This window comes from Sphingopyxis sp. P1IMeth2, assembly GCF_900185685.1.
Taxonomy (GTDB): domain Bacteria; phylum Pseudomonadota; class Alphaproteobacteria; order Sphingomonadales; family Sphingomonadaceae; genus Sphingopyxis; species Sphingopyxis terrae_A.
The window spans coordinates 681183-703801 of sequence record NZ_FYAT01000012.1; the positions used below are offsets into that span (position 1 = coordinate 681183).

Below are 22619 nucleotides of genomic sequence, written 5' to 3' on the forward strand. Positions count from 1 at the left end.
ACTCCAGGCCGGAAAGCGGGGCGCCCCCTGCCAAGGCTCTTAGCAGGGGGCGCAGCGCAATCAGGCGATACGCGGCAGTTCGTTGAACTGGTGGAACGGCGGCGGGCTCGACAGCGTCCATTCCAGCGTCGTCGCACCTTCGCCCCACGGGTTGTCGGCGGCCTTCTTGCCCGCGAACAGCGACCAGGCGATGTTCACGAAGAAGAAGATCATGCCCACGGCCATGATCACATAGCCGAACGACGAGATATAGTGCCAATAGGCGAAGGCTTCCGCATAGTCGGGATAGCGGCGCGGCATGCCCTGCTGGCCCAGGAAGTGCTGGGGGAAGAACAGGACGTTCACGCCGATGAAGAAGATCCAGAAGTGCAACTGTCCGAGGAACTCGTTGTACATCCGGCCCGACATCTTCGGGAACCAGTAATAGAAGCCCGCGAACAGCGAGAAGACCGCGCCGAGCGACAACACATAGTGGAAGTGCGCGACGACATAATAGGTGTCGTGCAGGTTGGTGTCGACGCCGCCATTGGCGAGCACGACGCCGGTCACGCCGCCCACGGTGAACATGAAGATGAAGCCGATCGCCCAGACCATCGGGGTCTTGAAGCTGATCGAACCGCCCCACATCGTCGCGATCCACGAAAAGATCTTGATGCCGGTCGGGACCGCGATGACCATCGTCGCGGCGGTGAAGTACATCTTCAGGTTCACGCTCATGCCGACGGTGAACATATGGTGCGCCCACACGATGAAGCCGACGACACCGATCGCGACCATGGCGTAGGCCATGCCAAGATAGCCGAACACCGGCTTGCGGCTGAAGGTCGAGATGATCTGGCTGACGATGCCGAAGCCCGGGAGGATCATAATGTATACTTCGGGGTGGCCGAAGAACCAGAAGAGGTGCTGATAGAGCAGCGGATCGCCGCCGCCCGTGGCGTCATAGAAGGTGGTGCCGAAGTTACGGTCGGTCAGCAGCATGGTGATCGCGGCGGCGAGGACCGGAAGCGCGAGCAACAGCAGGAAGGCGGTGACGAGCACCGACCAGACGAACAGCGGCATCTTGTGCAGGGTCATGCCCGGTGCACGCATGTTGAAGATCGTGGTGATGAAGTTGATCGCACCGAGGATCGATGCCGCACCCGCAAGATGGAGCGAGAAGATCGCCATGTCGACCGCCGGGCCGACCGACCCGCTGGTCGACAGCGGGGCATAGACGGTCCAGCCGGTGCCGGCGCCGAGGCCGCTGCCGCCGGGAACGAACATCGAGCCGCACAGCATGACGAACGCAACCGCCGTCAGCCAGAAGGACACGTTGTTCATGCGCGGGAAGGCCATGTCCGGCGCACCGATCATCAATGGCACGAACCAGTTGCCGAAGCCGCCGATCATCGCGGGCATGACCATGAAGAAGACCATGATCAGGCCGTGCGCGGTGATCATGACGTTCCAGAAATGCTTGCCCGCGGTCGCGTCCGCCGCGCCGCCGAGCATATGCGCCCAGCCCGGAAGATACTGGATGCCGGGTTCGGCGAGTTCGAGACGCATCATCCCCGAAAGCGCACCGCCGACGATGCCGGCGATGATCGCGAAGATCAGGTAGAGCGTGCCGATGTCCTTGTGGTTCGTCGACATGAACCAGCGGACAAAGAAGCTGGGCGTGTCATGGTCGTGGTCGTGCGCGTGGTCGTGGCCATGCGCCGGTGCAGTCGCTGCGATATCGGTCATCTGTCGGACCCCCTGATTAATTCTTGGCGGCCGGTGCGGCGGCGGACGCCGCAGCCGGAGCCGCTGTGGTCGTGTCGGCGGCGGGGACAGTCGTCGCCGGAATCGGGCCGGTCGGGGCCGGAGCGGCGGCAGCGGGCGCTGCCGCAGCGGCGGCCTGGGCGCCGTCGGGATTGCCGCCCTTCGAGCGGACCCACGCCTTCCACTTGTCCATCGGCAGCGCTTCGACCGCGATCGGCATGAAGCCGTGGTCAACACCGCACAGTTCCGAACACTGGCCGTAATAGACGCCGGGCTTGTCGACGGTGAACGTCGTTTCGTTGGCGCGGCCCGGAACCGCGTCCATCTTGGTCCACAGCGCGGGAACCGCGAAGCTGTGGATCACGTCCGCGCCGGTGATGATCAGCTTCACCTGCTTGCCGACGGGGACGACCATGCGATTGTCCACCGCGAGGTGATAAGGCTCGCCGGCGGCGACGGCCTTGTCTTCGGGCAGCATCTTCGAGACATATTCGCCGACACCCTGGTCGGGATAGGCATAGCCCCAATACCATTGATAGCCGGTGACCTTGATCGTCAGCGCATCCTTCTTCGGCGGCTCATATTGCGCCGCGAGCAGGCGGATCGACGGAACCGCGATCACCGCAAGGATAAGGACCGGGATCGCGGTCCAGATGATTTCTATGAACGTGTTGTGCGTCGTCTTCGACGGCACCGGATTGGCCGACGCGCGGTAGCGCACGACGACCCACAGCAGCAGGCCGAGCACCAGCAGCGAGATGAAGGTGATGACGGGCAGCAGCATATAATGGTTGAACCAGTAAGCGCGCTTGCCGATCGGGCTTTCCTGCTCCTGGAAGTTCCATCCGCCCTCGACCGGCTGACCGATGCCTGCGGTCGGCTTCATCGGCACATAGGTCGCATCGCCGGCCGGTACCGCAGCCTTGTTGCCGGCGGGAGCCGCCGCATCGCTGGTCGCCGCGGCCGGAGTCGCGTTCGTCGTCGCGGCCGGCGCCGCAGCGGGAGCTGCCGCCGGGGCCTGCGCCTGCACCGCGCCCACGGTGCCGAGCGACAAAGCCGCCGCAATTACAAGGGTTTTCAAGCTCTTCATAAGGATAGTGCCGCCCGTTGCCTGTTGCTGTTCTCGATCCCCCAACCTCTCCGTCTCGGCAGCCGGGCACAGGCCCGGACAGCCCGCGAACAGGCTGAAACTCGCCGGGGCTATAGACCCGCTTGCCGCTTGCCTCAAGCATCTCTAACACTATTTTGCAGCACGATAATCTTCGTGCCCGAAACCCGCTCATCCGACGCGGGCGACTTGATGGACAAAAGACCGAACCTCCCATGACCGACGACGAAATTCTGGCCGAGTTCCGTGCCGCAGAGGCGCTGCTGCAGGGGCATTTCCTGCTCTCTTCGGGGCGTCACAGCGAATATTATCTGCAATGCGCACGGGTGTTGATGGACACCGAACGCGCCGGACGGCTGGCGATCGCCCTCGCCGCCAAGCTGCCGCGCGACCTGCGCGCGGCGATCGACATGGTCGTTTCGCCCGCAATGGGCGGCGTCATCATCGGCCATGAAATGGGCCGCGCGCTCGGCAAGTCCGCGATCTTCGTCGAACGGCCGACCGGCACCTTCGAATTGCGCCGCGGCTTCGCGATCCCGGCCGGCGCCAAAATCCTGATGGTCGAGGATGTCGTAACCACCGGCCTGTCGTCGCGCGAAGCGATGGAGGCGGTCCGTGCTGCGGGTGGCGACGTGATCGCCGAAGCCGCCCTCGTCGATCGTTCGGCAGGCAGCGTCGACCTCGGCGTTCCCTTCTACCCGCTCGTCGCGATCAATTTTCCGACCTATGCCGAAGACGAACTGCCGCCCGAACTCGCTGCGACTCCCGCAGTGAAGCCGGGGAGCCGCGCGAATTGAGCGCGTCCTTCCCTCGGCGGCTACGCCTGGGCGTCAACATCGACCATGTCGCGACGATCCGCAACGCGCGCGGCGGCGACCATCCCGATCCGGTGCGCGCGGCCGAAATCGTCGCGTCGGTCGGCGGCGACGGCATCACCGCGCATCTGCGCGAAGACCGCCGCCACATCCGCGATGATGACCTCGCCCGCATCCAGGCCGCGACCGACCTGCCGCTCAACCTCGAAATGGCGGCGACCGACGAGATGCTGGCGATTGCGCTGCGCCATGCGCCGCACGCCGCCTGCATCGTACCCGAAAAGCGCGAGGAGCGCACGACCGAGGGCGGGCTCGACGCCGCCGGCCAGCACAACCATCTTGCCCCGATCGTGGCGCGCCTTTCCGACGCGGGAATCCGCGTCAGCCTGTTCATCGAACCCGACGCGCGCCAGATCGAGGCGGCGATGCGGCTGAAGGCCCCCGTCGTCGAATTCCACACCGGCCGCTATGCGCATGTGGAGGGCGAGGAACGCGCCGCCGAACTCCGCCGCCTCGCCGACGCCGCCGCACTGGCGTGGAAGAACGGGATCGAGCCGCACGCCGGCCATGGCCTGACTTATGACAATGTCATCCCTGTCGCTGCCATCCCGCAACTCGCCGAGCTCAACATCGGCCATTATCTGATCGGCGAGGCTATCTTCACCGGGCTCGAACCCGCGGTGCGCCGCATGCGCGACCTGATGGACGAGGCGCGCGGATGAAGAATTTCGTCATTGCGAGCGAAGCGAAGCAATCTCCAGCCCTCCGCCTTGCGCGAGGCCGATGGCTGGAGATTGCGGCGTCGCCTTCGGCTCCACGCAATGACGGCCTTTTGGGGTCGTCATGATCATCGGCCTGGGCTCCGATCTCTGCAGCATCGAACGCATTCAGGCTTCGCTCGACCGTTTCGGCGAGCGTTTCGAACTGCGCGTTTTCACCGAAGTCGAGCGGGCCAAGGCGGCCCGGCGGCCCTTCACCCGCGCCGGCACCTATGCGAAGCGCTTCGCCGCTAAGGAGGCTTTCTCCAAGGCCGTCGGCACCGGCTTCAAACGCGGCGTGTTCATGAAGGACATCGGCGTCGTCAATGCCCCTTCGGGCGCACCGACACTGGCCCTCACCGGCGGCGCCGCGGAGCGGCTCGCCGCGATGCTGCCCGACGGCCATAGCGCGCGCATCCACCTCACGCTCACCGATGACCATCCCTGGGCGCAGGCCTTCGTAATCATCGAAGCCATCAAGGATTGACCATGGCAAAGAACAAGACGGCAAAGAACAAGGCCGCGGACGAAGGCAGCATGCTCAAACTGCTGCGCGACATCGTCGTGATCCTGATCCTGGTGCTCGGCATCCATAGCTGCGTTGCCAAGCCCTTTTACATCCCGTCCGATTCGATGATGCCGATCCTGCGCAACGGCGACCGGCTGATCGTCAGCAAATATCCCTATGGCTGGTCCTACGCCTCGGTCAGCTTTCACCTCGCACCCAAGAAGCCGGGGCGCTGGTTCGGCAAGCTGCCCGAACGCGGCGACATCGTCGTGCTCGAACATCCCGTGACGCGCGTCGATTATATCAAGCGCGTCATCGGCCTGCCCGGCGACACGATCGAACTGCGTGGCGGCGCGCTGATCATCAACGGCAAGCCGATCAAGCGCGAGGTGCGGCCGATGCTGTCGGTGCCTGTCGATGCCAATATGCCGGGTTCGGACAGCAGCCTCGGCCGCTTCGTCACCCGCGACGCGGCCGGCAAGGCGGTGCTCGAATTGCCGATCGTGCGCGAGACGCTGCCCGGCGGAGCGACCTTCGACACGATCGACATGGGGCCAGGCTATCTGACCGATGATTACGGGCCGATCACGGTGCCCGCCGACCACCTGTTCCTGATGGGCGACAATCGCGACGGCAGTGCCGACAGCCGCGTGCCGGTCGACCGCAAGGGGCTTGGCGGCCCGGTGCCTTTCGACGCGATTGCCGGCCGGGCCGAGATCATCAGCTTTTCGACCGACGGTACCGCCGAATGGTATAACCCGCTGAGCTGGTTCGAGGCGCTGCGCCCCGGCCGCGCCGGAACCAATCTCCGGCCGGAGCGTCAGGCCAGCGAGAACTGAGGCGCAATAGCGGGGAAGCGAAGCGATGGCCGACAAGGAAACGCGGATCGAAGCCCCCGGCCCGACCGAGATCCGCAGCCAGCTCGTTCGTACCGAACTGCTCAAGGCCGGCGTTTGGCTCGGCGTCGCGCTGCTCGTCGGCGTCTGCGTCATCCTGATCCAGCCCATTCTGCTTATCTTTGCCGGGATCGTGATGGCGGCGATGCTCGATGGCGGCACCCGCCTCCTTGGCCGCGTGCTGCCGATAGGACGCGGCTGGCGCCTGCTGATCATCTGCCTGTCGCTCGTTGCATTTCTTGCCTGGACCGCGATGTTCGCAGGCTCGCAGATCGCCGATCAGGCGGCGACACTGCAAAAGGTGATCATGAGCCAGGTCGAGCGCGCCGCCAATTGGGCGAGCGAGCATGGCATGGGCACGATCGACATCGACACCAAGACGATCACCGAGAATCTCGCAGGCACCGTCGGGCGCGTTACCGCAGCGGTCGGGTCGGTGCTCGGCGCACTCACCAGCCTCGTCATGGTCGTCGTACTCGGCATCTTCATTGCGATCGAACCGCGACTCTATGAACGCGGCATCGCCTGGCTGCTGCCGATGAAGAACCGCGACGATTTCTACGTGACGACCGCGCGCATGGCCTTCACGCTGCGCCGCCTGATGGCGGGACGGCTGCTCGGCATGGCGGTCGAGGGTGTCGGCACCTGGCTTGCTTGCATGGCGGTGGGGATACCGATGGCGGCGCTCATGGGGCTGCTCACCGGCCTGCTTGCCTTCATCCCCAACATCGGTGCGATCGTGTCGGGGGTGCTGCTCGTCCTCGTGGGCTTTTCGGCGGGCACCGACACCGGCCTTTGGGCGATCGGCATCTATTTCTTCGTGCAGACCGTCGACGGCTATCTCATCGTCCCGATGGTCGCGAAGCAGACCGTCGACCTCGCCCCGGCGCTCGTCCTCGGCGCGCAGATCCTGCTCGGCACCTTGCTCGGTATCATGGGGCTGTTCCTCGCCGACCCGATCGTCGCGATGATCAAGGTCGCACTGGAGCGCGAGGCCGAGCGGAACGCGAGCGCCGCCCCCAAGAAAGCCGCCCCCAAGAAAAACGCGGCGGCGAGCACCTAGCTCACCGCCGCGTCTTAAAAACGGAAAATCCCGATCAGGGCTGCGGCGCGGCGCCCGACGCTCCGGGTGCGCCGCCGGGGGCGCCCTGCATCATCTGTTGCTGCTGCATCATCTGCTGCATCGCGCGCACTTCGGCTTCGCTGCGGAAGTCGATCAGCTCGATGTCGAAGTGCAAGGTGCTGTTCGCGGGGATCGGCCCGGCGGCGCGGTCGCCATAGCCCAGCGCCGGCGGAATCACGACCTTGTACTTGCCGCCCTTTTTCATGCGGGTCAGCGCATCGGCAAAGCCGGGGACGACCTGCGATACCTGGAGCGGCGCCTGTTCGTTCGAATCGAACACGGTGCCGTCGTCGAGCTTGCCTTCATATTTGATGAGGACGATGTCGGCCTTGGTCGGGCTCGGGCCGCTGCCTTCCTTGACGACCTCGAAGCCGATCCGCGGCGTGTGCGTCAGGGCGAACGCGACGCCGATGCCCAGCAGCGCGATCAGGCCGATCCACAGCAGCCACAGCCCGCCCTTGCTCACCGGGCGCAATGGAACCGTCGTTACGCTCATGCTCTTGTCCTTCCCCTGCCCGTTCGGGCGAAAACATCGGCGAAGCCTATAGGCGGTGCGGTGCGCGAGGGTCCAGCGAGAAGTTGCGCCGCCCCGCTCAGCCGGTTCCATAGAAGCGCACCAGCCGGTCGAGCGCCAGCGTCAAAACCAGCTTTCCCGATCGCGATGGCCACCCCAGCGCCTTTTCGGCGCCGCCGATCCCCTCGCCCGCACAAATCACGCCTCAGCGGAGGTCGGCCAACCCCGGCCCGACATGCTCCACCGCGGCGTGGAAGCGCCGATGCGCGTCGATGCGCGGCAGCGAGGCATCGGTGGCCCGGGCACCACCGCGGCTTTTCGACGGCGGCGCGGCGTCCCAGCGCATCGTCCCCCGTCCCGCCAGCCCTGCCCGCTCATAACCGGTCCGCAGCCGCTCGCGGGCGCGATACTGCGCGTCCGAGACCATCCCGCGCGCCGCGAGCCATGTCAGCGGACTTTCCGCGACATTGACGGTGACATGCCGCATCACCTGCGGCCCCGCCTTGCCGGGATCAACCCGATCGGGATGCAGGCGGGTTACGAAATGGCGCGTCGTCATGCGATTCTCCTGGCTGGGAGTGCCGGCTTGACATTGGAATATTTTGCAGGAAAGAAAAAACCGATTTGGTTATCGGAGGTTCGTCTTGATCAACAGCATCCGCGCCGTGCGCCGCGCCAAGGGACTAACGCTCGAAGAGGTTGCGCAGCGCTGCGACCCGCCGACGACCGCCCAGACGATCGGGCGCCTCGAAACGGGAACGCGCACCCTGTCGCTCGGCTGGATGAACCGCATCGCCAAGGCGCTCGGCGTCGATGCTGCCGATCTCGTCCAGCTGCCGCAGGATACCCAGCTTGCGATTACCGCGCTGCTCGGCGCCGATGGCGCCCACGCGCCGACGCGCGTCGAACAGGCGCTGACCGCGCGTCCGACCGAGGACATGATCGCGATGCGCGTCACCTCATCGATCGGCGACTATCGCGCGGGCGACGAGATATGGTGCCGCAAGGTCGAGGGCGACTGGACCAGCGCGCTCAACCGCGACCTGCTCGTGCCGCGCCCCGCGGGGCGTTACATTTTTGCGCGGCTGCTCAACGTCGATCGCGAAAAGCTGCACCTGCTGCCGCTTGGAGCCGGTCAGCGCCAGCAGGTGGTAAGCAACCCGCCATGGGCCGCGGTCGCGGTCCGCCTCATCCGGACGCTTTGATGGCGCGATGAGGCGGACATGAAGCCCCTCCGCATTCTGTCGGTCGCCACGCTCTTTCCAGATGCGGCGCGCCCCAATTTCGGCCTTTTCGTCGAAAAGAGCCTGCTTGCGCTCGCCGCGCAGCCGGGCGTCATGCTGACCATCGTCGCCCCCATCGGCCTTCCGCCCTTCCCGCTTTCGCTCCATCCACGATATCGGGCGCTGCGCGGATTGCCACAGCGCGAGGCGTGGCGGGGCCTCATCGTCCATCGGCCGCGCTTCACGCTGATTCCGAAATTCGGCGCAGCGCGCAATCCGGCGGCCATCGCGCGCGCCGTGCTGCCGATTGCGCGGCAAGGCAGCTTCGACGTCGTCGATGCCCAATTCTTCTATCCCGACGGCCCCGCCGCAATGAATATCGCGGACGCCCTCGGTATTCCCTTTTCGGTAAAGGCACGCGGCGCCGACATCAGCCATTTCGGCCACGATCCGGCGACCCGCCCGCAACTGCTCGCCGCCGCCGAACGCGCCGCCGGATTGCTTGCCGTGTCGGAGGCGATGCGCGGTGACATGGCGGCGATCGGCATCGATGCGGGCAAGACGATGGTCCACTATACGGGCATCGACACCATGCGCTTTCACCCCGGCGACCGCCCTGCCGCCCGGGCGGCGCTCGGCATGGGGGACGCGCCCGCCATCGCGACCGTCGGCGCGCTGATCCCCCGCAAGGGCCAGGCGCTCGTCATCGAAGCGCTGCCTGCCCTGCCGGGCGTCCATTACTGGCTGGCGGGTGCGGGCGAGGAGGAAGCGCGATATCGCGCACTGGCGCAGCGGATCGGCGTCGCCGACCGGGTTCACCTGATGGGGCCCGTCGCCAACGCCGACTTGCCGCAGCTCTATCGCGCGGTCGATGCCGTGGTGATGCCGTCGGTCAGCGAGGGGCTTGCCAATGCGTGGGTCGAGGCGCTCGCCTGCGGCACCCCGATCGTCATCAGCGATGCCGGCGGCGCGGCCGAACTCGTGACCTCGCCAGCGGCAGGGCGAATCGTCGAGCGCACACCAGCGGCGATCGCCGATGCGGTGCGCACGCTATTGGCGGCGCCCGCCGCGCCGGATGCGGTCGCGGCGAGCCTTGCTGACCGCTTCAACTGGGACCGCAACGGCCGCGAGCTCGCGGAGCATCTCCGTCGCTGCGCGGGCCGCTGAGCGATCAGACGACCGCGCCGTCGTCGTCCTCTTTGCTGGTCACGCGTTCGGCGCCCTGCGTCGCGGCGCTGGTCCGCGGGACGAAACTGTCGGGACCGACCTTCAGCCACACCAGAATCGGCGCCGACATGTAGATCGACGAATAGGTGCCGACGAAAATGCCGAGCAGCATTGCAGCGGTAAAGCCGAAGATCACGTCCGGCCCGACCCACAGCAGCACCGCGAGCGCGATCAGCATCGTGAAGCTCGTCATCACCGTGCGCGCCAGCGTCTCGTTGATGCTGAGGTCGAGCAGCGGGATGATCTCCATCTTGCGATATTTCTTCAGATTTTCGCGGATGCGGTCATAGACCACGATCGTATCGTTGAGCGAATAGCCGATGATCGTCAGCAGCGCGGCCACGATGTTGAGGTCGAACTGCATCTGCGTCAGCGCGAAGAAACCGAAGGTCAGCATGACGTCGTGGAACAGCGCGAACAGCGCGCCCACCCCGAACTGCCATTCGAAGCGGATCCAGATATAGATCGAAATCGCGATCATCGCGAGCGCGAGACTGAGCACGCCGGTACGCAGCAGCTCGCCCGAAACCTTGCCCGACACCGTTTCGACCGATCCGGTCTTGGCGGTCGGGAAGGCCTTGTGAATTCCGTCAACAAGCTGCTTGCCGGCCCGGTCGGCGGCCGCCTTGTCGCCTTCGGGCAGCGCGGTACGGATCGCCACCGCCTGATCGGATCCGAATTGCTGAATCGTGGCTTCGCCGAGGCCTATGTCGTTAACTTTTTCGCGGATCTCGTCGATCTTGGGCATGGTGCCCGAAAATTCGACGCGCACCGACTGGCCGCCGACGAAATCGACGCCAAGGTTCAGCCCGCGCACCGCGACGAGCGCGATCGATGCGACGATCATCAGGAAGCTGATCCCCATGGCGATGTTGCGCCACTTGAGGAAATGGATGTTGGTGTCTTCGGGGACGAGTTTCAGCAGACGCATGGGATCGGTCCCTCTATCAAATATTCAGCGACGCCGGACGCGTCTTGTGCACCCAGTGCGCGGCGAACATGCGGGTCACGGTAACTGCGGTGAAAACGCTGGTCACGATGCCGATGGTCAGCACAACCGCGAAGCCCTTGATCGGCCCGGTGCCGAACCAGAACATCAGCGCGGCGGCAATGACGTTGGTGATATTGGCGTCGAAAATCGCGCGACTGGCTTCCTTGTAGCCCAGCTCGACCGCCTGAAAAACGCGTCGCCCGCGTTTCAATTCTTCGCGGATACGTTCGTTGATCAGCACGTTGGCATCGACCGCGGCGCCGATCGTGAGTACGAATCCCGCGATACCGGGCAACGTCAGCGTCGCGTTGAAGGCGGCCATGATCGCGACGATCAGGAAGATGTTAAAGAAGAGCGCGACGTTCGCGTAGATGCCGAAGCGGCCATAGACGACGATCATGAACGCCAGCACCGCGACCGTCGCGATGATCCCGGCGATCGCGCCCTTGCGGATCGAATCGGCGCCGAGTTCGGGCGTCACCGTCCGCTCTTCGACGACGGCCATCTTGACGGGCAGTGCTCCCGATCGCAGCGAAATCGCCAGCGCATTTGCGCTTGCGACGGTGAAATTGCCCGAAATCTGCGCGCTACCGCCCAGGATCGGCTCGTTGATCGACGGCGCCGACAGCACCCGGCCGTCGAGCACCATGGCAAAGCGCTTGCCCACATTCTGCGCCGTCACCTTGGCGAAGGTCGCCGACCCACCCGAATCGAAGCGGATGGTGACGACCGGCAGGCCGCTCTGCGGATCATAGCTCTGCTTGGCGTCGATAAGCTGGTCGCCGCTGATCATGACCTGGCGGCGCAATACTTCGAACGGCACGCCATTGCCGGCGTCAGGCGAATAGGGAACGACCTCGCTGCCGACCGGGACGCGGCCCGCGGCGACTTCGTTGGGATCGGCATTGGCATCGACCATGCGGAATTCGAGCCGCGCGGTCTTGCCGATCAGATCCTTCAATTGCTGCGGGTCCTGAAGGCCCGGCACCTGCACGACGATCCGGTCGTCGCCCTGACGGATGATCGTCGGCTCGCGCGTGCCGAGCGCGTTGACGCGCTTGTCGATAATGTCGCGGGCGGTATCCATCGCACGGCTGATGGCCTGCGCCTGACCCGCCTTGGTCGGCGTCATCACGATGCGCGTCGTATCGACGACATCGATCGTCCAGTCGCGCTGGCCGGTCAGCCCCGCACCCTGCGTCTCGCGGAATAGCCGCTCGCGCGCTTCGTCGAGCTGCGCCTGATCGCGGACCAGAAAGCTGATCTTGCCGCCCGCGGTCGACAATTCGCCGATTGCGATATCGTCATCGGGTCCCCGCTCGCCGCGCATCGCGGTGCGCACGGTCTTTTCCATATTGGCAAGCTGCGTCTTCTGGAGATCGCCAAGATCGGCCTCGAGCAGCAAGTGGCTGCCCCCTGCAAGGTCGAGGCCCAGATTGACCTTCATCTGCGCGAAGGACGGCAGGCTTTCGAACTGCTTTTGGGGAAGGAAGCTGGGAATGGAAAAGATGACACCAAGCGCCAGGATGACGCTGATGCCAATGACTTTCCAGCGCGGGAAATCGAGCATGACGGGGTTCCGATGGTCTGAGCGGCGCCGGTTCCCCGACGCCGGCGCGTCAGTCGTTGGCGGGCTTGGCGCCCGGCTGGAGGACGTCGGAGATCGTCGACTTCACGATCTTGATCTTCACGCCCTGGGCGATTTCGACATCGGCGAAATCATCGTCGACGCGCGTCACCTTGCCGACAATCCCGCCGCCGGTGACGACCTGATCGCGCGGCTTCACCGATGCGATCTTGGCGCGATGCTCCTTCATGCGCACCTGTTGCGGACGGATGAGGAAGAACCAGAATACGACGAAGATCAAAAGATAGGGCACCAGCATGATGAAGCCGGCTGCCCCGCCCCCCGATCCGGCCGCCTGGGTCAGAAGCAATTGGGTCGACATGAATGAAAGACTTTCCGTTACCGTGGCGCGGCCTTTCCCCATGGAAGGACCGCGCAAAAATAAGCGCGGCGCCTATCACGCAGGGGCGTCCCGCGCAACCGTCGCTGCGCCCCTCCCCCACGGCAAGCTCCCCGCCAGATGGGGTCGACGACGGCGCGATCAAGCCCGCCGAAAGAAACACCGGCAAATGCCCATCGCCGCTTGCATCGCCAGCAAAGCCGCGCTAGGGGCCTCGCCTGCCCGAAAGGGCCGGTCGGGACGTAGCGCAGCCTGGTAGCGCATCACACTGGGGGTGTGGGGGTCGGAGGTTCGAATCCTCTCGTCCCGACCAAATTTACTGCAAAACCATATCGCAAAGCGCTCGCTGCATCTGCGCGCCATTGCTCCGCCCGTGGGAACCAGCGCGCACGGCCGCGAGTATGCGACGGTTATGCACCCCTCGCTTCGCCTCGTCGGACTCTTGGTCAACCTCCGTTCGGCAGTCGCCTTCCCCATCAAGGGCCAACCACTCAGGGCGATGGCGCGATGACCCGCGTGTCCGAGCCTTCGGTCACCCAGCACCGCGATCTGCGAACGGGGCGCCCGATCTGGCTCCGCCACCGTCGCCTCCCGCTTGCAATCAAAGGGCTTGCACGATCGCTGCGCTGCGACGTGGCGGTCGTCGGCGCCGGCATATCGGGCGCGCTGATTGCGGAGACGCTCAGCGACGCCGGGCTCGGCGTGGTGGTCGTGGATCGTCGCGGCCCCGCCGCAGGATCGACCGCCGCGTCAACCGCGATGCTGCAATATGAGATCGACCTCCCGCTCTCGCAAATGGCCCGGCGGATCGGCACGGAACGCGCAACGCGGATCTGGCGCCGCTCGCGGCTGGCGGTCGACGCCTTGCGCGAACGAACCGAACGCCTTGGTTTCGATGTCGGCGCTGCTACGCGCTCGACGCTGTATCTCGACGGCAATATTCTCGACCCGGCCGCGCTCGCCGTCGAAGCGGATGCCCGGCGCAATGCGGGTTTCGAGATCGAATATATCGGCCCTGCCGAGGTCGAGCGACGCTACGGGATCAGCAGGCGCCATGCGATCGTCGGGTACGGCAATTATTCGGCCGATCCGCGGCGCCTGGCCGCGGCCTATCTGCAGATCGCGCAGGAGCGCGGGATGCGCCTATACGCGCCTGCCGAGGTGATCGGCGTGGATAGCGACGACAGCGGCGTCCAGCTTCAGATCGACGGCGGGGCCACGATCACCGCGGCGCACGCCGTCTTCGCAACCGGCTACGAGATGCTGAAAGGCATCTCGAAAAAGGGAAATTACATTATGTCGACCTGGTCGATCGCGACGCGTCCGCAACCGCAGCGGATCTGGCGCGACGCGGCCATGATATGGGAGGCGTCCGACCCCTATCTCTACATTCGCACAACCCCTGACGGCTGCGTCATCTGCGGCGGGGAAGACGAGGATATTTCCGATGCGACGGCGCGCGACGCGAAGATTGCGGACAAGGCGAAAACGCTCGCCCGCAAGCTCGGGGCCCTGCTTCCCGCTATCGACCCCACGCCCGCTTATGCCTGGGCCGGAAGCTTCGGCAACAGTCCGCTCGGTATCCCGACGGTGGGACGCATACCGCGCATGCCCAATTGCTATGCGGCGATGGGCTATGGCGGCAACGGAATCACTTTTTCGATGATGGCGGCTCAAATCCTGCGCAGCACCATCTGCGGCGATCGCGATCCCGACGCCGACCTGTTCAGCTTTCACCGATCTTTCTGAACGCCAACACCTGCACCGCTTCACCGCCAACGGAAATATAATTGCGCATCCTCGGACCTTGGGCAACAAGGTCCTTCGTTCAAAAGGAGAATATGATGCGCCTTGCCGTTGCCCTGATGCTGCTGCCCGTCGTCCCGATCGCCGCCAACGCCCCGGCATTTGCGCAAACCGCGTCACAGACCCGAGCGCAGGATGCCGCGCTGTTGCAATTTCTCGATCAGGCTTTCGACGCGCGCCTGGCGCTCAGCCCGGAATCGCAAACGCAGCTTGGCCTCAAAACCAACTACGACCGGCTCGATGACTATAGCGATGCGGCAGCATTGCGGGAGCAGGCGCTGGCCGAAACGCAGCTCCAAGCCATGCACGCCCGCTTCAAGCCCGACCAGTTCGGTGAAAGCGCGCGAGTGAGCTATCGACTGTTCGAATATGAAGTCGAGCGCGGCCGCGAATCGCTTCGCTTCCGCAAACTGCGTTTTCCCGTGTCGACCAATGGCAGCCCCGCGGGCGACATCCCCGTTCTGCTGATCAACAATCACAAGATCGACAGCGTGGCAGACGCCGAAGCCTATATCGCACGACTGCGCGACACAGACCGCGTCATGCGCGAAGTCGCGGCGCGAATGCGCGACCAGGCGGCGGCGGGGATCATCCCCAACAAGGTCAATTTCGCTCCCGCCCGCGCTGATGCACTCAAAATCCTTGCCGGTGCCCCGTTCGACGGCGGCGGCGATTCAACGCTGATGGCCGACTTCCGCAAAAAAGTCAGCGCGCTCGATGCGCCGGTGGCGACGAAGGAAAAACTGCTCGCGGATGCCAGCGCGGCCCTCACCGGCCCCTTCAAGCATGGCTATGAGACATTGATCGCCGCGATCGACGAGATCGAACCCAAATCGACAGGCAATTTCGGTGCCTGGCACCTTCCCGATGGCGCGGCCTATTATGCGGACCGCCTCAAGAGCTCGACGACGACAAATCTTACCGCGGACGAGATTCACGCACTTGGCCTCGCACAAGTCGCGGCTATCCACAAAGAAATGGAAGCCGTGATGCGCGAGGTCGGCTTCAAGGGCACCCTCGCCGAATTTTTCGACAGCATCCGCACCGACCCCAAGTTCAAATATCCGAATACCGATGCGGGCCGCGAAACCTATCTGGCCGACGCGCGCGCCGTCATCTCCTCGGTAATGGAGGCCGCACCGCGCTATTTCCGCGTTCTGCCCAAGGCGCCGCTCGAAGTGCGGGCGGTCGAGAAATGGCGTGAGGGCACGGCGTCGACCGCCTTCTACAACCCGCCGTCGGCGGACGGGACGCGGCCTGGCATCTATTATGTCAATCTTGTCGACATGAACCAGACGCAGAAGGTGCAGGTCGCCGGGATCGCCGCGCATGAAGGGGCACCTGGCCATCATTTCCAGATCGCGCGCCAGCAAGAGCTGACCGGCATACCCAAATTCCGGAAATTCGGCGGTTATGGCGCCTATATGGAAGGCTGGGGCCTCTATTCGGAGCGGCTTGCGGACGAGATGGGCGTTTACAAGACGCCTTATGACCGCTTCGGCATGTTGTCGCTTCAGGTGTGGCGCGCGATCCGGCTGGTTCTGGACACCGGCATCCATTCGAAGCGCTGGACGCGCGAACAGGCCATCGCCTATTTCAAGGCCAACAGCTCGGTATCGGACACCGACATTGCGCGCGAAGTCGATCGCTATTTCAACTGGCCGGGCCAGGCGACGAGCTACATGGTCGGCCAGCTCAAGATCGCCGAACTTCGCAAACGCGCCGAAACCGAACTCGGCCCGCGTTTCGACATTCGCGACTTTCACGAGGCCGTTCTAAGCGAAGGCGCGCTGCCGCTCGACATCCTGGAAGAACAGGTCGAGCGCTACATCGCCGCGCACAAGCAATAGTCGCACCTCCCCGCGCGCCTCGCCTCACCGCGGCGCGTGGGGAACGGCGCCGGCGCCCGCGAACGACCATCAATGGCGCGCAAGGAACCTTGCGCTCGCTCCCGCATATCGAAGACGCATGTTTTCGATAACCTCCCCGACCGTTCGCGCTTGCGAGCGAACCGCGTGAACCGCCCCGCTCTGCCGCACCTGTCGCGCAAAGCGCGCGTGGCCCTTGTCGTCGCCGCGGGAGTGGTTCTTCTCGCCGCTTTGCTGCTCGCGACCTTTCCGGTGGGAATGCTGCGCGGGACGGCCGAGGCGCGCCTGAGCGAAAAATTCGGCGCGCCCGTTCATATCGGGGCGCTGGAGAGAAAGGATGTTTTCTCCTTCTCCCCCGAGATCGAAGCCCGCAGCGTCCGCATCGGGCAGCCCGCCTGGGCGGGACGCGGCGACATGGCGACGATAGGACGCCTGCGCATCCGTCTGCCCATCCTTAAGCTTCTGACCGGGACGATTGCGCCGCGCTCGATCGATATCGACGGGCTGTCGCTGGCGCTGGTGCGCGATGCCGAAGGGCGGAGCAATTGGGGTGGCCCTCGGCCCGGCGGTTCGGACAGTTCGCCGCCGCCTGCCATCGGCACCGTTCGGATAAATGAGGGCCGCTTTACGCTGAAGGATGCCAAGCGCCGCCTTGATATCGCCGGAACGATCGAAGCCAAGGACGCCAAAGGTCTCGCAATCGCCGCCGAAGGGCAATTCAACGGTGCCGCCGCGAAGCTTGGCGCGGCGGCGCGTTGGACCCCAGACGCCGATGGCCGCTGGCCCTTTTCCGCCGAACTGACGTCGGACCTGCTCCGGCTACGCGCGTCGGGCACGATGGCCGCCCCCCTCGACACCGCGCATATGACCATGCGGATGGCGGCGCGCGGTACCAGCCTCAAGCAACTCGACTATATTATCGAGGCGGGGCTGTTCGGTACCCAGGCGATCGACCTTGACGGCGCGGTGCGCCGCGACGGGACCGACTGGTTTATCGACAAGCTCGACGGGCGCATCGGTCGTTCGACGATTGCCGCCACCGCGAAGATACTGAAGCGCGACGGTCGCACCAGGATCGACGCCAGCATCGATGCGCCCCGGCTGGACTTCGACGATCTGGCCGACGACGCCGGACTTGCGGCAGCACGCGCGCAGGAAGCGCGCATCGGCCCGCGCATCTTTCCCGACACGCGGATCAATCTTGCGAAAATGGGGCCGACCGACGGTGTCATCCGCATCACGATCCATCAGTTGCTCGTGAAGGGCGGGTCGGTGTTCAAAAGCCTCAAGGGCCAGCTGTCGCTCGACCATCGGATATTGACGTTCGACAAGGCCGTCGCACAGCTTGGGCGCGGCACTATGAGCGGCCGGGTAAGGGTCGATTCCCGCGGCAAGGTTCCCCTGCTGACGACCGAATTGCGTATCGACGGAGCCAGCTTCGACGATTTTATCGGTCAGCCAGACATGATCCGCGGCCCCGTGCGCGGGCTGGTTCGGATTTCGGGACGCGGCGACACCGTCCGCCAGGCCTTCGCTTCGGGGAACGGGAAGATCGCGTTCGTTGCCAGTGGCGGCGCGATGAACCGCGCTGCGGCTTATGTGATGGCGCAGGATCTTGGCGGAGCGATCGGACAGAAACTAGGCGACGACGAGGCAATGACACCGATCCGGTGCGCGATCCTCGCCTTCTCGGCCAAGGACGGGCTGCTGACGCCCGCCCCGCTGGTCATCGACACCACCATCGCCCGGGCGCGCGGTCGCGGCCAGATAAATCTTGATGGCGAACGCATCGCGCTGGCCATGAATGGCGCGGGGAGCGAAAAGCCGGATCTCAAGCTCGTCGATCCGGTGAAGGTCGAGGGAACGCTCTCGCAGCCCACCATCGGTTTCGCGCCGCCCGGTAAGAAATCGGGCGGCGGGGTGTTCGGGGCTGTGACGCGGTCGATCGGCGCGGCGCTCGGTCTGCATAAGGACCCGCAGCGCGACGCGACGCTTCCCAAGCCCGGAACGGTCAACTGCCGCGCACTTGCCGCCGAGGCGCTACGCTAGGGTCAGGACTCCGGGTTCGGAACGCAACCCAACGGCGTACCAAGACGGCGAAGGAGCCAGACCATTTTGACCCTGCTGAGCGACGCGGCCCATTCGCGAGCTTCGTCGATTGAAAATGCCGGGTGAGCTCCCAAGATCAGTTCGACGGTTTTCTTCGTTCCGGCCCCAAGGCGCTTGAAGCGCCGCTGCTTTCTTTCATGTGCAGCGACAACGACAGACAGGCTCGGGACTTCCCGGTCGGCTAGCGCGCCCCCCTTGAGCCGCTCGATATGAGCGGAAGTCAGTTTCACGGGTTTGTCCATGATGACCTCGAAGGAATCGAGGCCATGGAACATTCGCAAGAATTCTCGGAAAAGATGTGTCCAAGCAGGTTCAAATCCGAGGTGATTTGCCCAGGCAACTCGCTTCTGGACGAAGATGTGTCGCCATTGGCAGCACTTCGACGAATGGCAGAAAACCGCCGGAAATGCTATGTTTGAAGATGATTCGGACTTGGTAGCGGAGGAGGGATTCACACGAAAAACATAAGATACTGATTTATAACAACGTTCTTGATCGTCGTGCCGATAATTCCGCTCAATCCACCCCCAATTTTACCCCTTCGCGACAGGCCGTGCCGAAATATCGACAGGCCGACATGCGCGATCCCTGCTACGCCCGAGAACGCGGCTGTTTACAGTGTGATCGCAGAAAGGACCGCAGACTATCGACAAACACCACGGTTGCACGGCCGACCTTGGCTGCCTCGATGTCGCCGGAAGCGATGAGCTGGTAGATCTTGGATTTGCTGAGCCCCGTCATCCGTACTGCGTCGGGAATGCGAACGCTTATCGGCCCAATCGGGGGCGCGTCGTCGCCATTCGTTGCAGGCTGCCGGGCCGACATCGGACTATTTCTTACGTGCCCGGCTGAACGAGCGGTCGCTCGCCAGGAAGCCGCTAAGCATGAATGGAATGAGGTCCGGTACGGACTCGCGTCGGCCGTAGGCCGCCTCATAGGCCTCGGCGTAGTCGTTCAGCGCTTCGATGAGATCCGGCATGACGTTGATCGTGATCTTAGCCGGCGTCCGATCGGGCAGCCTTGGCAGCTTCAAATCAGCCATGACGGCCTCCCCAGGGTCCGGGCAATATGATGTCTTTGTGCACGACCACCCGTAGCGGCCAGCCGGGACGCACGCGCAAGGTCGGCTGGATATTGAGATTGCGCGTGACGAGCTGATCGCCGGCGCGCGCGCCGCTCTGCTGCGCTGACTCGCGGATCGCCCGGACAAGGTCGCTTTCGGTGCTGCCGAAGCTCAATTCAGTGCCGACGCCCAGCAGTGTCGACAGGGCGACGCCCTTCAGAAGTTGCCAAGTATGCCGGTCGATCCGGTCGGACAGACCCGCATAGCCCTGCGTATCGGTCGCCGGCACATTGTCGATACGAATCGACGAGCCGTCGGGCAGGATAATCCGCTGCCAGACGACCAGCGCACGGCTCTGCCCAAACGCTACAACGCTGTCGTAGCTGCCGATCAGCCGCGATCCTTGCGGAATGAGCAGACCGCGCCCGGTCACACTGTCATAGACGTTCTCCGTGATCTGCGCGGTGACGAGCCCGGGAAGATCCGAGTTGAGCCCGGTTATGAGGCTCGCGGCAATGATGCTGCCGGCCTGCAAGGTCCAAGGCGATACGGACTGCGCCAGCGCGTGCGGATTGATGTCGTCGTCGCGATTGGCGTGGCCGACCAATTCGTTCTTGCGCCCCTGGGCGTTAGGATCTCGGTCAGGGTCGAGGAGCGGCTTGGCAGTCTCGGCCGATGCTGGCGGAACACTTGCATCGGTAGTCACCGGTGCAGGGGCGGCGGCGCGACCGCCGCCCGCCAATTGCAGCATGACGCCAGACTCGCGTGCGGCCTTCTGCTCAGCGGCGATGCGCTGGCGCTCGGCTTCGGCTTCCTGCGCGGCCCGGCTCACCGCATCGGCAGCGGGGTCAGGGGGAACCATCCCGCCAAGCTGCCGCTGGCGCTCGAGGATCGGCCGCCCGAGATCACCGGGAAGCGGTAGCCCGAGCTTCGGCACGTCGCCATAGCTCGTCGGCGCGCCCGCGAGCGCATCAGGCGGCGCCTTCGCGCCAACCAGCTTTTCATCGCTTCGTGCGATCAGGCTCAGGGTCGCGGGCTTGAGCGCCAGCCAGGCGACGCCGATGATCGCGGTCGAGCCGGCGGCAGCGATGGCGACGATCGCACCGCGGCGAAAACGGGTGACGCGGCCCGGCGCCGCGCGCAGAACGAGCGTTTCGGGGTCGGCTTTGGGCGCCGCGATCGGCGCGGAAGAAGCGGTTGGATCGGTCACGCGCCCCTCCCGGCCTTGCGCTGCCGGCTCTTCGGCTGGGCGGCGGTGATACGGACAATCTGCTGTTTCTTGCCGCCAAGGCGCAGCTCGGCGACACCGAACAGGCGGTCGACCACATAATAGCGGCCGGCGACGCGATAGTTGACGAGCTGGGCCTCGCCATCCTCGCCAATCACGAACAGCGGGGGCGCCTCACCCACGGCGATCGCAGGCGAGAACTCGATGTAGGTCTGCCGCCCATCGTCGAACGCGCGCAGCGGCCGCCAGGCCGGCTTGTCGCCCGAGATCGCATAGTTGAAGTTGAGGCTTTCGACCGAGAGGCCCGACGCGATCGGCGTCGCCGCCACGGCTGCATCGCGCTGACGCCGGAGCGCGATCAGCTCGTCATGTGGATAGGTCCAGGAGATCGCCGCCATCGCGGTCGCGGGCGTGCTTTCGAGCTGGAGATGGTAGGTCCGGCGATCGGTAGCAATGACAAGGTTTGTGCGTAGGCCCGCCGAAAACGGCTTGACGAGGATGTGCACGCGCTTGCTTTCGCCGATGCCGCTGGTGGTATCGCCGACAGTCCAGCGCACGGTGTCGCCGGCGGCGACGGACACAATCGTTTCGCCCGGCTGCAAGGCAATGTCGGTGATGCGCTCGGGCGCGGCATAGAGCCGGTAGAGCACGCCTTCCGCCCAGGGATAGACCTGGACGGCATATATATATCCCGCGCTCGACGGCTCGCGCAGTGCCGCCCGGTTGGCGGCAGTGACGCGCGCGGTGGGTGACGCGGGTTCGCGGCTCTGCGCAGCGACGCCCATGGCAAGCGCCATCGCGCTCGCCGCCAGGATGAGGGCACGGATCATTGGTCGGTCCTTTCGGGGGATGGTGCGGCTGCGGGTTGAGCAAGGGTCGGATCGAGCGGCGAGCCCAGCGGAATGTCGGTGGGCGGCGCGACCGGGAGTGATTGTGCGGGATCGGGCACGGCCGATGGTTGCGGCGAAGGCGGCCGGTCCTGAGGCGTTTCCAGTTCGCGGCTCCAGTCGATCGCGTCAACATAGAGACCGAGCGGGTTTTTTCGGAGCACATCGGCCAAGCGCGGCGGCTTGATCTTCACCGTGAGCATCGCCGTCCAGCGTGACGTGCTGGCGAGGCTTCCCCGCTCATATTGCTGCTCGGTCCATTTGACCTGGAAGCTCGTATCCGACGCGCGGACGACGCTCGTCACCTGCACCGAAACCGTCTTGCGCCCGACATCGGCGAACGGATTGGAGGTGCGGGCATATTCGCCGAGGAACAGTGACGCACGTTCGGTCGCGAAATCATAGGCTGATAGCCAGTTTTCACGCATCAATACCGGATCGAGCGAGCGCGCTCGAACGCCGGTGATGAACCGGCCGAGGAACCATGCGATCTGCGGATCGGTCGGCCGATAGTCCTTGGCGGCAGGCGCGACGGCCTGTGCTTGCCCGAGTGCATCGACCTCGACCACATAGGGCACGACGCGGCTTTGCATCGATTGCCAGACCAGCGCGCCCGACAGACCAGTGGTCAGGAACAGGCCGCCGAAGGCCATCAGCCGCCAGTTCTTCGCCTGTGCGCGAGCCGAGCCGATACGCTCATCCCAAAGCTGGCCCGCTCGTTGGTAGGGTGTCTCGGGTTCGGGCGTTCGCCCATAGCGCTGCAATGCGCGTCGAAATTTCAT

At 64.8% G+C, this 22619-nt stretch carries 22 protein-coding genes, 1 tRNA gene and 1 pseudogene; 11 read left to right on the forward strand and 13 right to left on the reverse strand.

Translation table 11 applies throughout. The annotated features are described in order from the left end of the window. Positions 1-60: 60 nt before the first annotated feature. Both ctaD and coxB read right to left on the reverse strand, forming a co-directional pair. Complete coding sequence (gene ctaD, locus P1IM2_RS10195) at positions 61-1728, reverse strand: cytochrome c oxidase subunit I (protein WP_003050220.1); 1668 nt, start codon at positions 1726-1728, stop codon at positions 61-63. Between the two features lie 16 nt (positions 1729-1744). After that, the gene (coxB, locus tag P1IM2_RS10200; RefSeq protein WP_186402374.1) at positions 1745-2836 is read right to left on the reverse strand and encodes a cytochrome c oxidase subunit II; all 1092 of its coding nucleotides are present in this window, start codon (positions 2834-2836) and stop codon (positions 1745-1747) included. Between the two features lie 233 nt (positions 2837-3069). On the opposite strand from coxB, the gene pyrE reads away from it, so the two are divergent. From pyrE to P1IM2_RS10225, 5 genes are all read left to right on the forward strand, one after another. Next, complete coding sequence (pyrE, locus tag P1IM2_RS10205; protein WP_186402375.1) at positions 3070-3651, forward strand: orotate phosphoribosyltransferase; 582 nt, start codon at positions 3070-3072, stop codon at positions 3649-3651. Then, positions 3648-4391 carry a pyridoxine 5'-phosphate synthase gene (locus P1IM2_RS10210; RefSeq protein ID WP_186402376.1) on the forward strand — a complete coding sequence of 248 codons (744 nt, stop codon included), beginning with the start codon at positions 3648-3650 and terminating at the stop codon, positions 4389-4391. Before pyrE ends, P1IM2_RS10210 begins: the two co-directional genes overlap by 4 nt. A 121-nt stretch (positions 4392-4512) precedes the next feature. Continuing rightward, positions 4513-4914 (forward strand): holo-ACP synthase, encoded by a 402-nt coding sequence (acpS, locus tag P1IM2_RS10215; protein ID WP_003050214.1) that lies wholly within the window; start codon positions 4513-4515, stop codon positions 4912-4914. Positions 4915-4916: 2 nt separating this feature from the next. Next, entirely contained in the window at positions 4917-5774 is an 858-nt protein-coding gene (gene lepB / locus P1IM2_RS10220) for a signal peptidase I (RefSeq protein WP_186402377.1), read from the forward strand. Between the two features lie 25 nt (positions 5775-5799). Next, the gene (locus P1IM2_RS10225; RefSeq protein ID WP_186402378.1) at positions 5800-6894 is read left to right on the forward strand and encodes an AI-2E family transporter; all 1095 of its coding nucleotides are present in this window, start codon (positions 5800-5802) and stop codon (positions 6892-6894) included. A 34-nt stretch (positions 6895-6928) separates the two neighbouring features. Here P1IM2_RS10225 and P1IM2_RS10230 read toward each other — a convergent pair whose 3' ends face one another. Further along, positions 6929-7450, reverse strand: coding sequence for an FKBP-type peptidyl-prolyl cis-trans isomerase (locus P1IM2_RS10230; protein WP_062902837.1), 522 nt, complete (start codon positions 7448-7450; stop codon positions 6929-6931). A gap of 97 nt (positions 7451-7547) precedes the next feature. Beyond that, positions 7548-8027 (reverse strand): annotated as a pseudogene (locus P1IM2_RS10235) (DUF6456 domain-containing protein). An 85-nt stretch (positions 8028-8112) separates the two neighbouring features. Here P1IM2_RS10235 and P1IM2_RS10240 point away from each other — a divergent pair. After that, positions 8113-8673, forward strand: a complete 561-nt coding sequence (locus P1IM2_RS10240) for a helix-turn-helix domain-containing protein (RefSeq protein ID WP_186402379.1) — start codon at positions 8113-8115, stop codon at positions 8671-8673. A gap of 18 nt (positions 8674-8691) precedes the next feature. Continuing rightward, on the forward strand, positions 8692-9858 hold the full coding sequence (locus P1IM2_RS10245) for a glycosyltransferase (protein ID WP_186402380.1): 1167 nt from the start codon (positions 8692-8694) through the stop codon (positions 9856-9858). A 4-nt stretch (positions 9859-9862) separates the two neighbouring features. Here P1IM2_RS10245 and secF read toward each other — a convergent pair whose 3' ends face one another. Genes secF through yajC form a run of 3 tightly spaced genes read right to left on the reverse strand, consistent with a single transcriptional unit; the run spans position 9863 to position 12858 of the window. Next, entirely contained in the window at positions 9863-10849 is a 987-nt protein-coding gene (gene secF / locus P1IM2_RS10250) for a protein translocase subunit SecF (RefSeq protein ID WP_186402381.1), read from the reverse strand. Between the two features lie 16 nt (positions 10850-10865). Next, positions 10866-12479 (reverse strand): protein translocase subunit SecD, encoded by a 1614-nt coding sequence (gene secD, locus P1IM2_RS10255; protein WP_186402382.1) that lies wholly within the window; start codon positions 12477-12479, stop codon positions 10866-10868. A 49-nt stretch (positions 12480-12528) separates the two neighbouring features. Further along, the gene (gene yajC, locus P1IM2_RS10260) at positions 12529-12858 is read right to left on the reverse strand and encodes a preprotein translocase subunit YajC (protein WP_003050198.1); all 330 of its coding nucleotides are present in this window, start codon (positions 12856-12858) and stop codon (positions 12529-12531) included. 254 nt (positions 12859-13112) lie between these two features. On the opposite strand from yajC, the gene P1IM2_RS10265 reads away from it, so the two are divergent. The 4 genes from P1IM2_RS10265 (at position 13113) to P1IM2_RS10280 (ending at position 18599) form a co-directional block, all read left to right on the forward strand. Beyond that, positions 13113-13189, forward strand: a tRNA-Pro gene (locus P1IM2_RS10265). Positions 13190-13383: 194 nt separating this feature from the next. Then, positions 13384-14625 carry an NAD(P)/FAD-dependent oxidoreductase gene (locus P1IM2_RS10270; RefSeq protein ID WP_186402383.1) on the forward strand — a complete coding sequence of 414 codons (1242 nt, stop codon included), beginning with the start codon at positions 13384-13386 and terminating at the stop codon, positions 14623-14625. A 92-nt stretch (positions 14626-14717) separates the two neighbouring features. Beyond that, on the forward strand, positions 14718-16532 hold the full coding sequence (locus P1IM2_RS10275; protein ID WP_186402384.1) for a DUF885 family protein: 1815 nt from the start codon (positions 14718-14720) through the stop codon (positions 16530-16532). Between the two features lie 165 nt (positions 16533-16697). Further along, on the forward strand, positions 16698-18599 hold the full coding sequence (locus tag P1IM2_RS10280; RefSeq protein WP_186402385.1) for an AsmA family protein: 1902 nt from the start codon (positions 16698-16700) through the stop codon (positions 18597-18599). 2 nt (positions 18600-18601) lie between these two features. On the opposite strand, the gene P1IM2_RS10285 is transcribed toward P1IM2_RS10280, so the two are convergent. The 6 genes from P1IM2_RS10285 to trbF all read right to left on the reverse strand — a co-directional run bounded on the left by P1IM2_RS10285 (position 18602) and on the right by trbF (position 22619). Further along, positions 18602-18934 carry a DUF4102 domain-containing protein gene (locus P1IM2_RS10285; protein ID WP_186402386.1) on the reverse strand — a complete coding sequence of 111 codons (333 nt, stop codon included), beginning with the start codon at positions 18932-18934 and terminating at the stop codon, positions 18602-18604. A gap of 316 nt (positions 18935-19250) precedes the next feature. After that, positions 19251-19484, reverse strand: a complete 234-nt coding sequence (locus P1IM2_RS10290) for a helix-turn-helix domain-containing protein (RefSeq protein ID WP_051035681.1) — start codon at positions 19482-19484, stop codon at positions 19251-19253. A gap of 4 nt (positions 19485-19488) precedes the next feature. After that, the gene (locus P1IM2_RS10295; RefSeq protein WP_017499928.1) at positions 19489-19701 is read right to left on the reverse strand and encodes a DUF2274 domain-containing protein; all 213 of its coding nucleotides are present in this window, start codon (positions 19699-19701) and stop codon (positions 19489-19491) included. Further along, positions 19694-20932 (reverse strand): TrbI/VirB10 family protein, encoded by a 1239-nt coding sequence (locus tag P1IM2_RS10300; RefSeq protein WP_017499929.1) that lies wholly within the window; start codon positions 20930-20932, stop codon positions 19694-19696. Before P1IM2_RS10300 ends, P1IM2_RS10295 begins: the two co-directional genes overlap by 8 nt. Beyond that, a complete protein-coding gene (trbG, locus tag P1IM2_RS10305) occupies positions 20929-21780 on the reverse strand; it encodes a P-type conjugative transfer protein TrbG (protein WP_006635655.1) in 852 nt (283 codons plus the stop codon). Before trbG ends, P1IM2_RS10300 begins: the two co-directional genes overlap by 4 nt. Continuing rightward, positions 21777-22619 (reverse strand): conjugal transfer protein TrbF, encoded by an 843-nt coding sequence (trbF, locus tag P1IM2_RS10310; protein WP_026108910.1) that lies wholly within the window; start codon positions 22617-22619, stop codon positions 21777-21779. Before trbF ends, trbG begins: the two co-directional genes overlap by 4 nt.

Excerpts from the sequence above, each read along its gene's own strand:
- ctaD (WP_003050220.1), bottom strand. The coding sequence starts at position 1,728 with ATGACCGATATCGCAGCGACTGCACCGGCGCATGGCCACGACCACGCG.
- coxB (WP_186402374.1), bottom strand. The coding sequence starts at position 2,836 with ATGAAGAGCTTGAAAACCCTTGTAATTGCGGCGGCTTTGTCGCTCGGC.
- pyrE (WP_186402375.1), top strand. The coding sequence starts at position 3,070 with ATGACCGACGACGAAATTCTGGCCGAGTTCCGTGCCGCAGAGGCGCTG.
- acpS (WP_003050214.1), top strand. The coding sequence starts at position 4,513 with ATGATCATCGGCCTGGGCTCCGATCTCTGCAGCATCGAACGCATTCAG.
- lepB (WP_186402377.1), top strand. The coding sequence starts at position 4,917 with ATGGCAAAGAACAAGACGGCAAAGAACAAGGCCGCGGACGAAGGCAGC.
- P1IM2_RS10225 (WP_186402378.1), top strand. The coding sequence starts at position 5,800 with ATGGCCGACAAGGAAACGCGGATCGAAGCCCCCGGCCCGACCGAGATC.
- P1IM2_RS10230 (WP_062902837.1), bottom strand. The coding sequence starts at position 7,450 with ATGAGCGTAACGACGGTTCCATTGCGCCCGGTGAGCAAGGGCGGGCTG.
- P1IM2_RS10245 (WP_186402380.1), top strand. The coding sequence starts at position 8,692 with ATGAAGCCCCTCCGCATTCTGTCGGTCGCCACGCTCTTTCCAGATGCG.
- secF (WP_186402381.1), bottom strand. The coding sequence starts at position 10,849 with ATGCGTCTGCTGAAACTCGTCCCCGAAGACACCAACATCCATTTCCTC.
- secD (WP_186402382.1), bottom strand. The coding sequence starts at position 12,479 with ATGCTCGATTTCCCGCGCTGGAAAGTCATTGGCATCAGCGTCATCCTG.
- yajC (WP_003050198.1), bottom strand. The coding sequence starts at position 12,858 with ATGTCGACCCAATTGCTTCTGACCCAGGCGGCCGGATCGGGGGGCGGG.
- P1IM2_RS10270 (WP_186402383.1), top strand. The coding sequence starts at position 13,384 with ATGACCCGCGTGTCCGAGCCTTCGGTCACCCAGCACCGCGATCTGCGA.
- P1IM2_RS10275 (WP_186402384.1), top strand. The coding sequence starts at position 14,718 with ATGATGCGCCTTGCCGTTGCCCTGATGCTGCTGCCCGTCGTCCCGATC.
- P1IM2_RS10285 (WP_186402386.1), bottom strand. The coding sequence starts at position 18,934 with ATGTTCCATGGCCTCGATTCCTTCGAGGTCATCATGGACAAACCCGTG.
- P1IM2_RS10290 (WP_051035681.1), bottom strand. The coding sequence starts at position 19,484 with ATGTCGGCCCGGCAGCCTGCAACGAATGGCGACGACGCGCCCCCGATT.
- P1IM2_RS10295 (WP_017499928.1), bottom strand. The coding sequence starts at position 19,701 with ATGGCTGATTTGAAGCTGCCAAGGCTGCCCGATCGGACGCCGGCTAAG.
- trbG (WP_006635655.1), bottom strand. The coding sequence starts at position 21,780 with ATGATCCGTGCCCTCATCCTGGCGGCGAGCGCGATGGCGCTTGCCATG.
- trbF (WP_026108910.1), bottom strand. The coding sequence starts at position 22,619 with ATGAAATTTCGACGCGCATTGCAGCGCTATGGGCGAACGCCCGAACCC.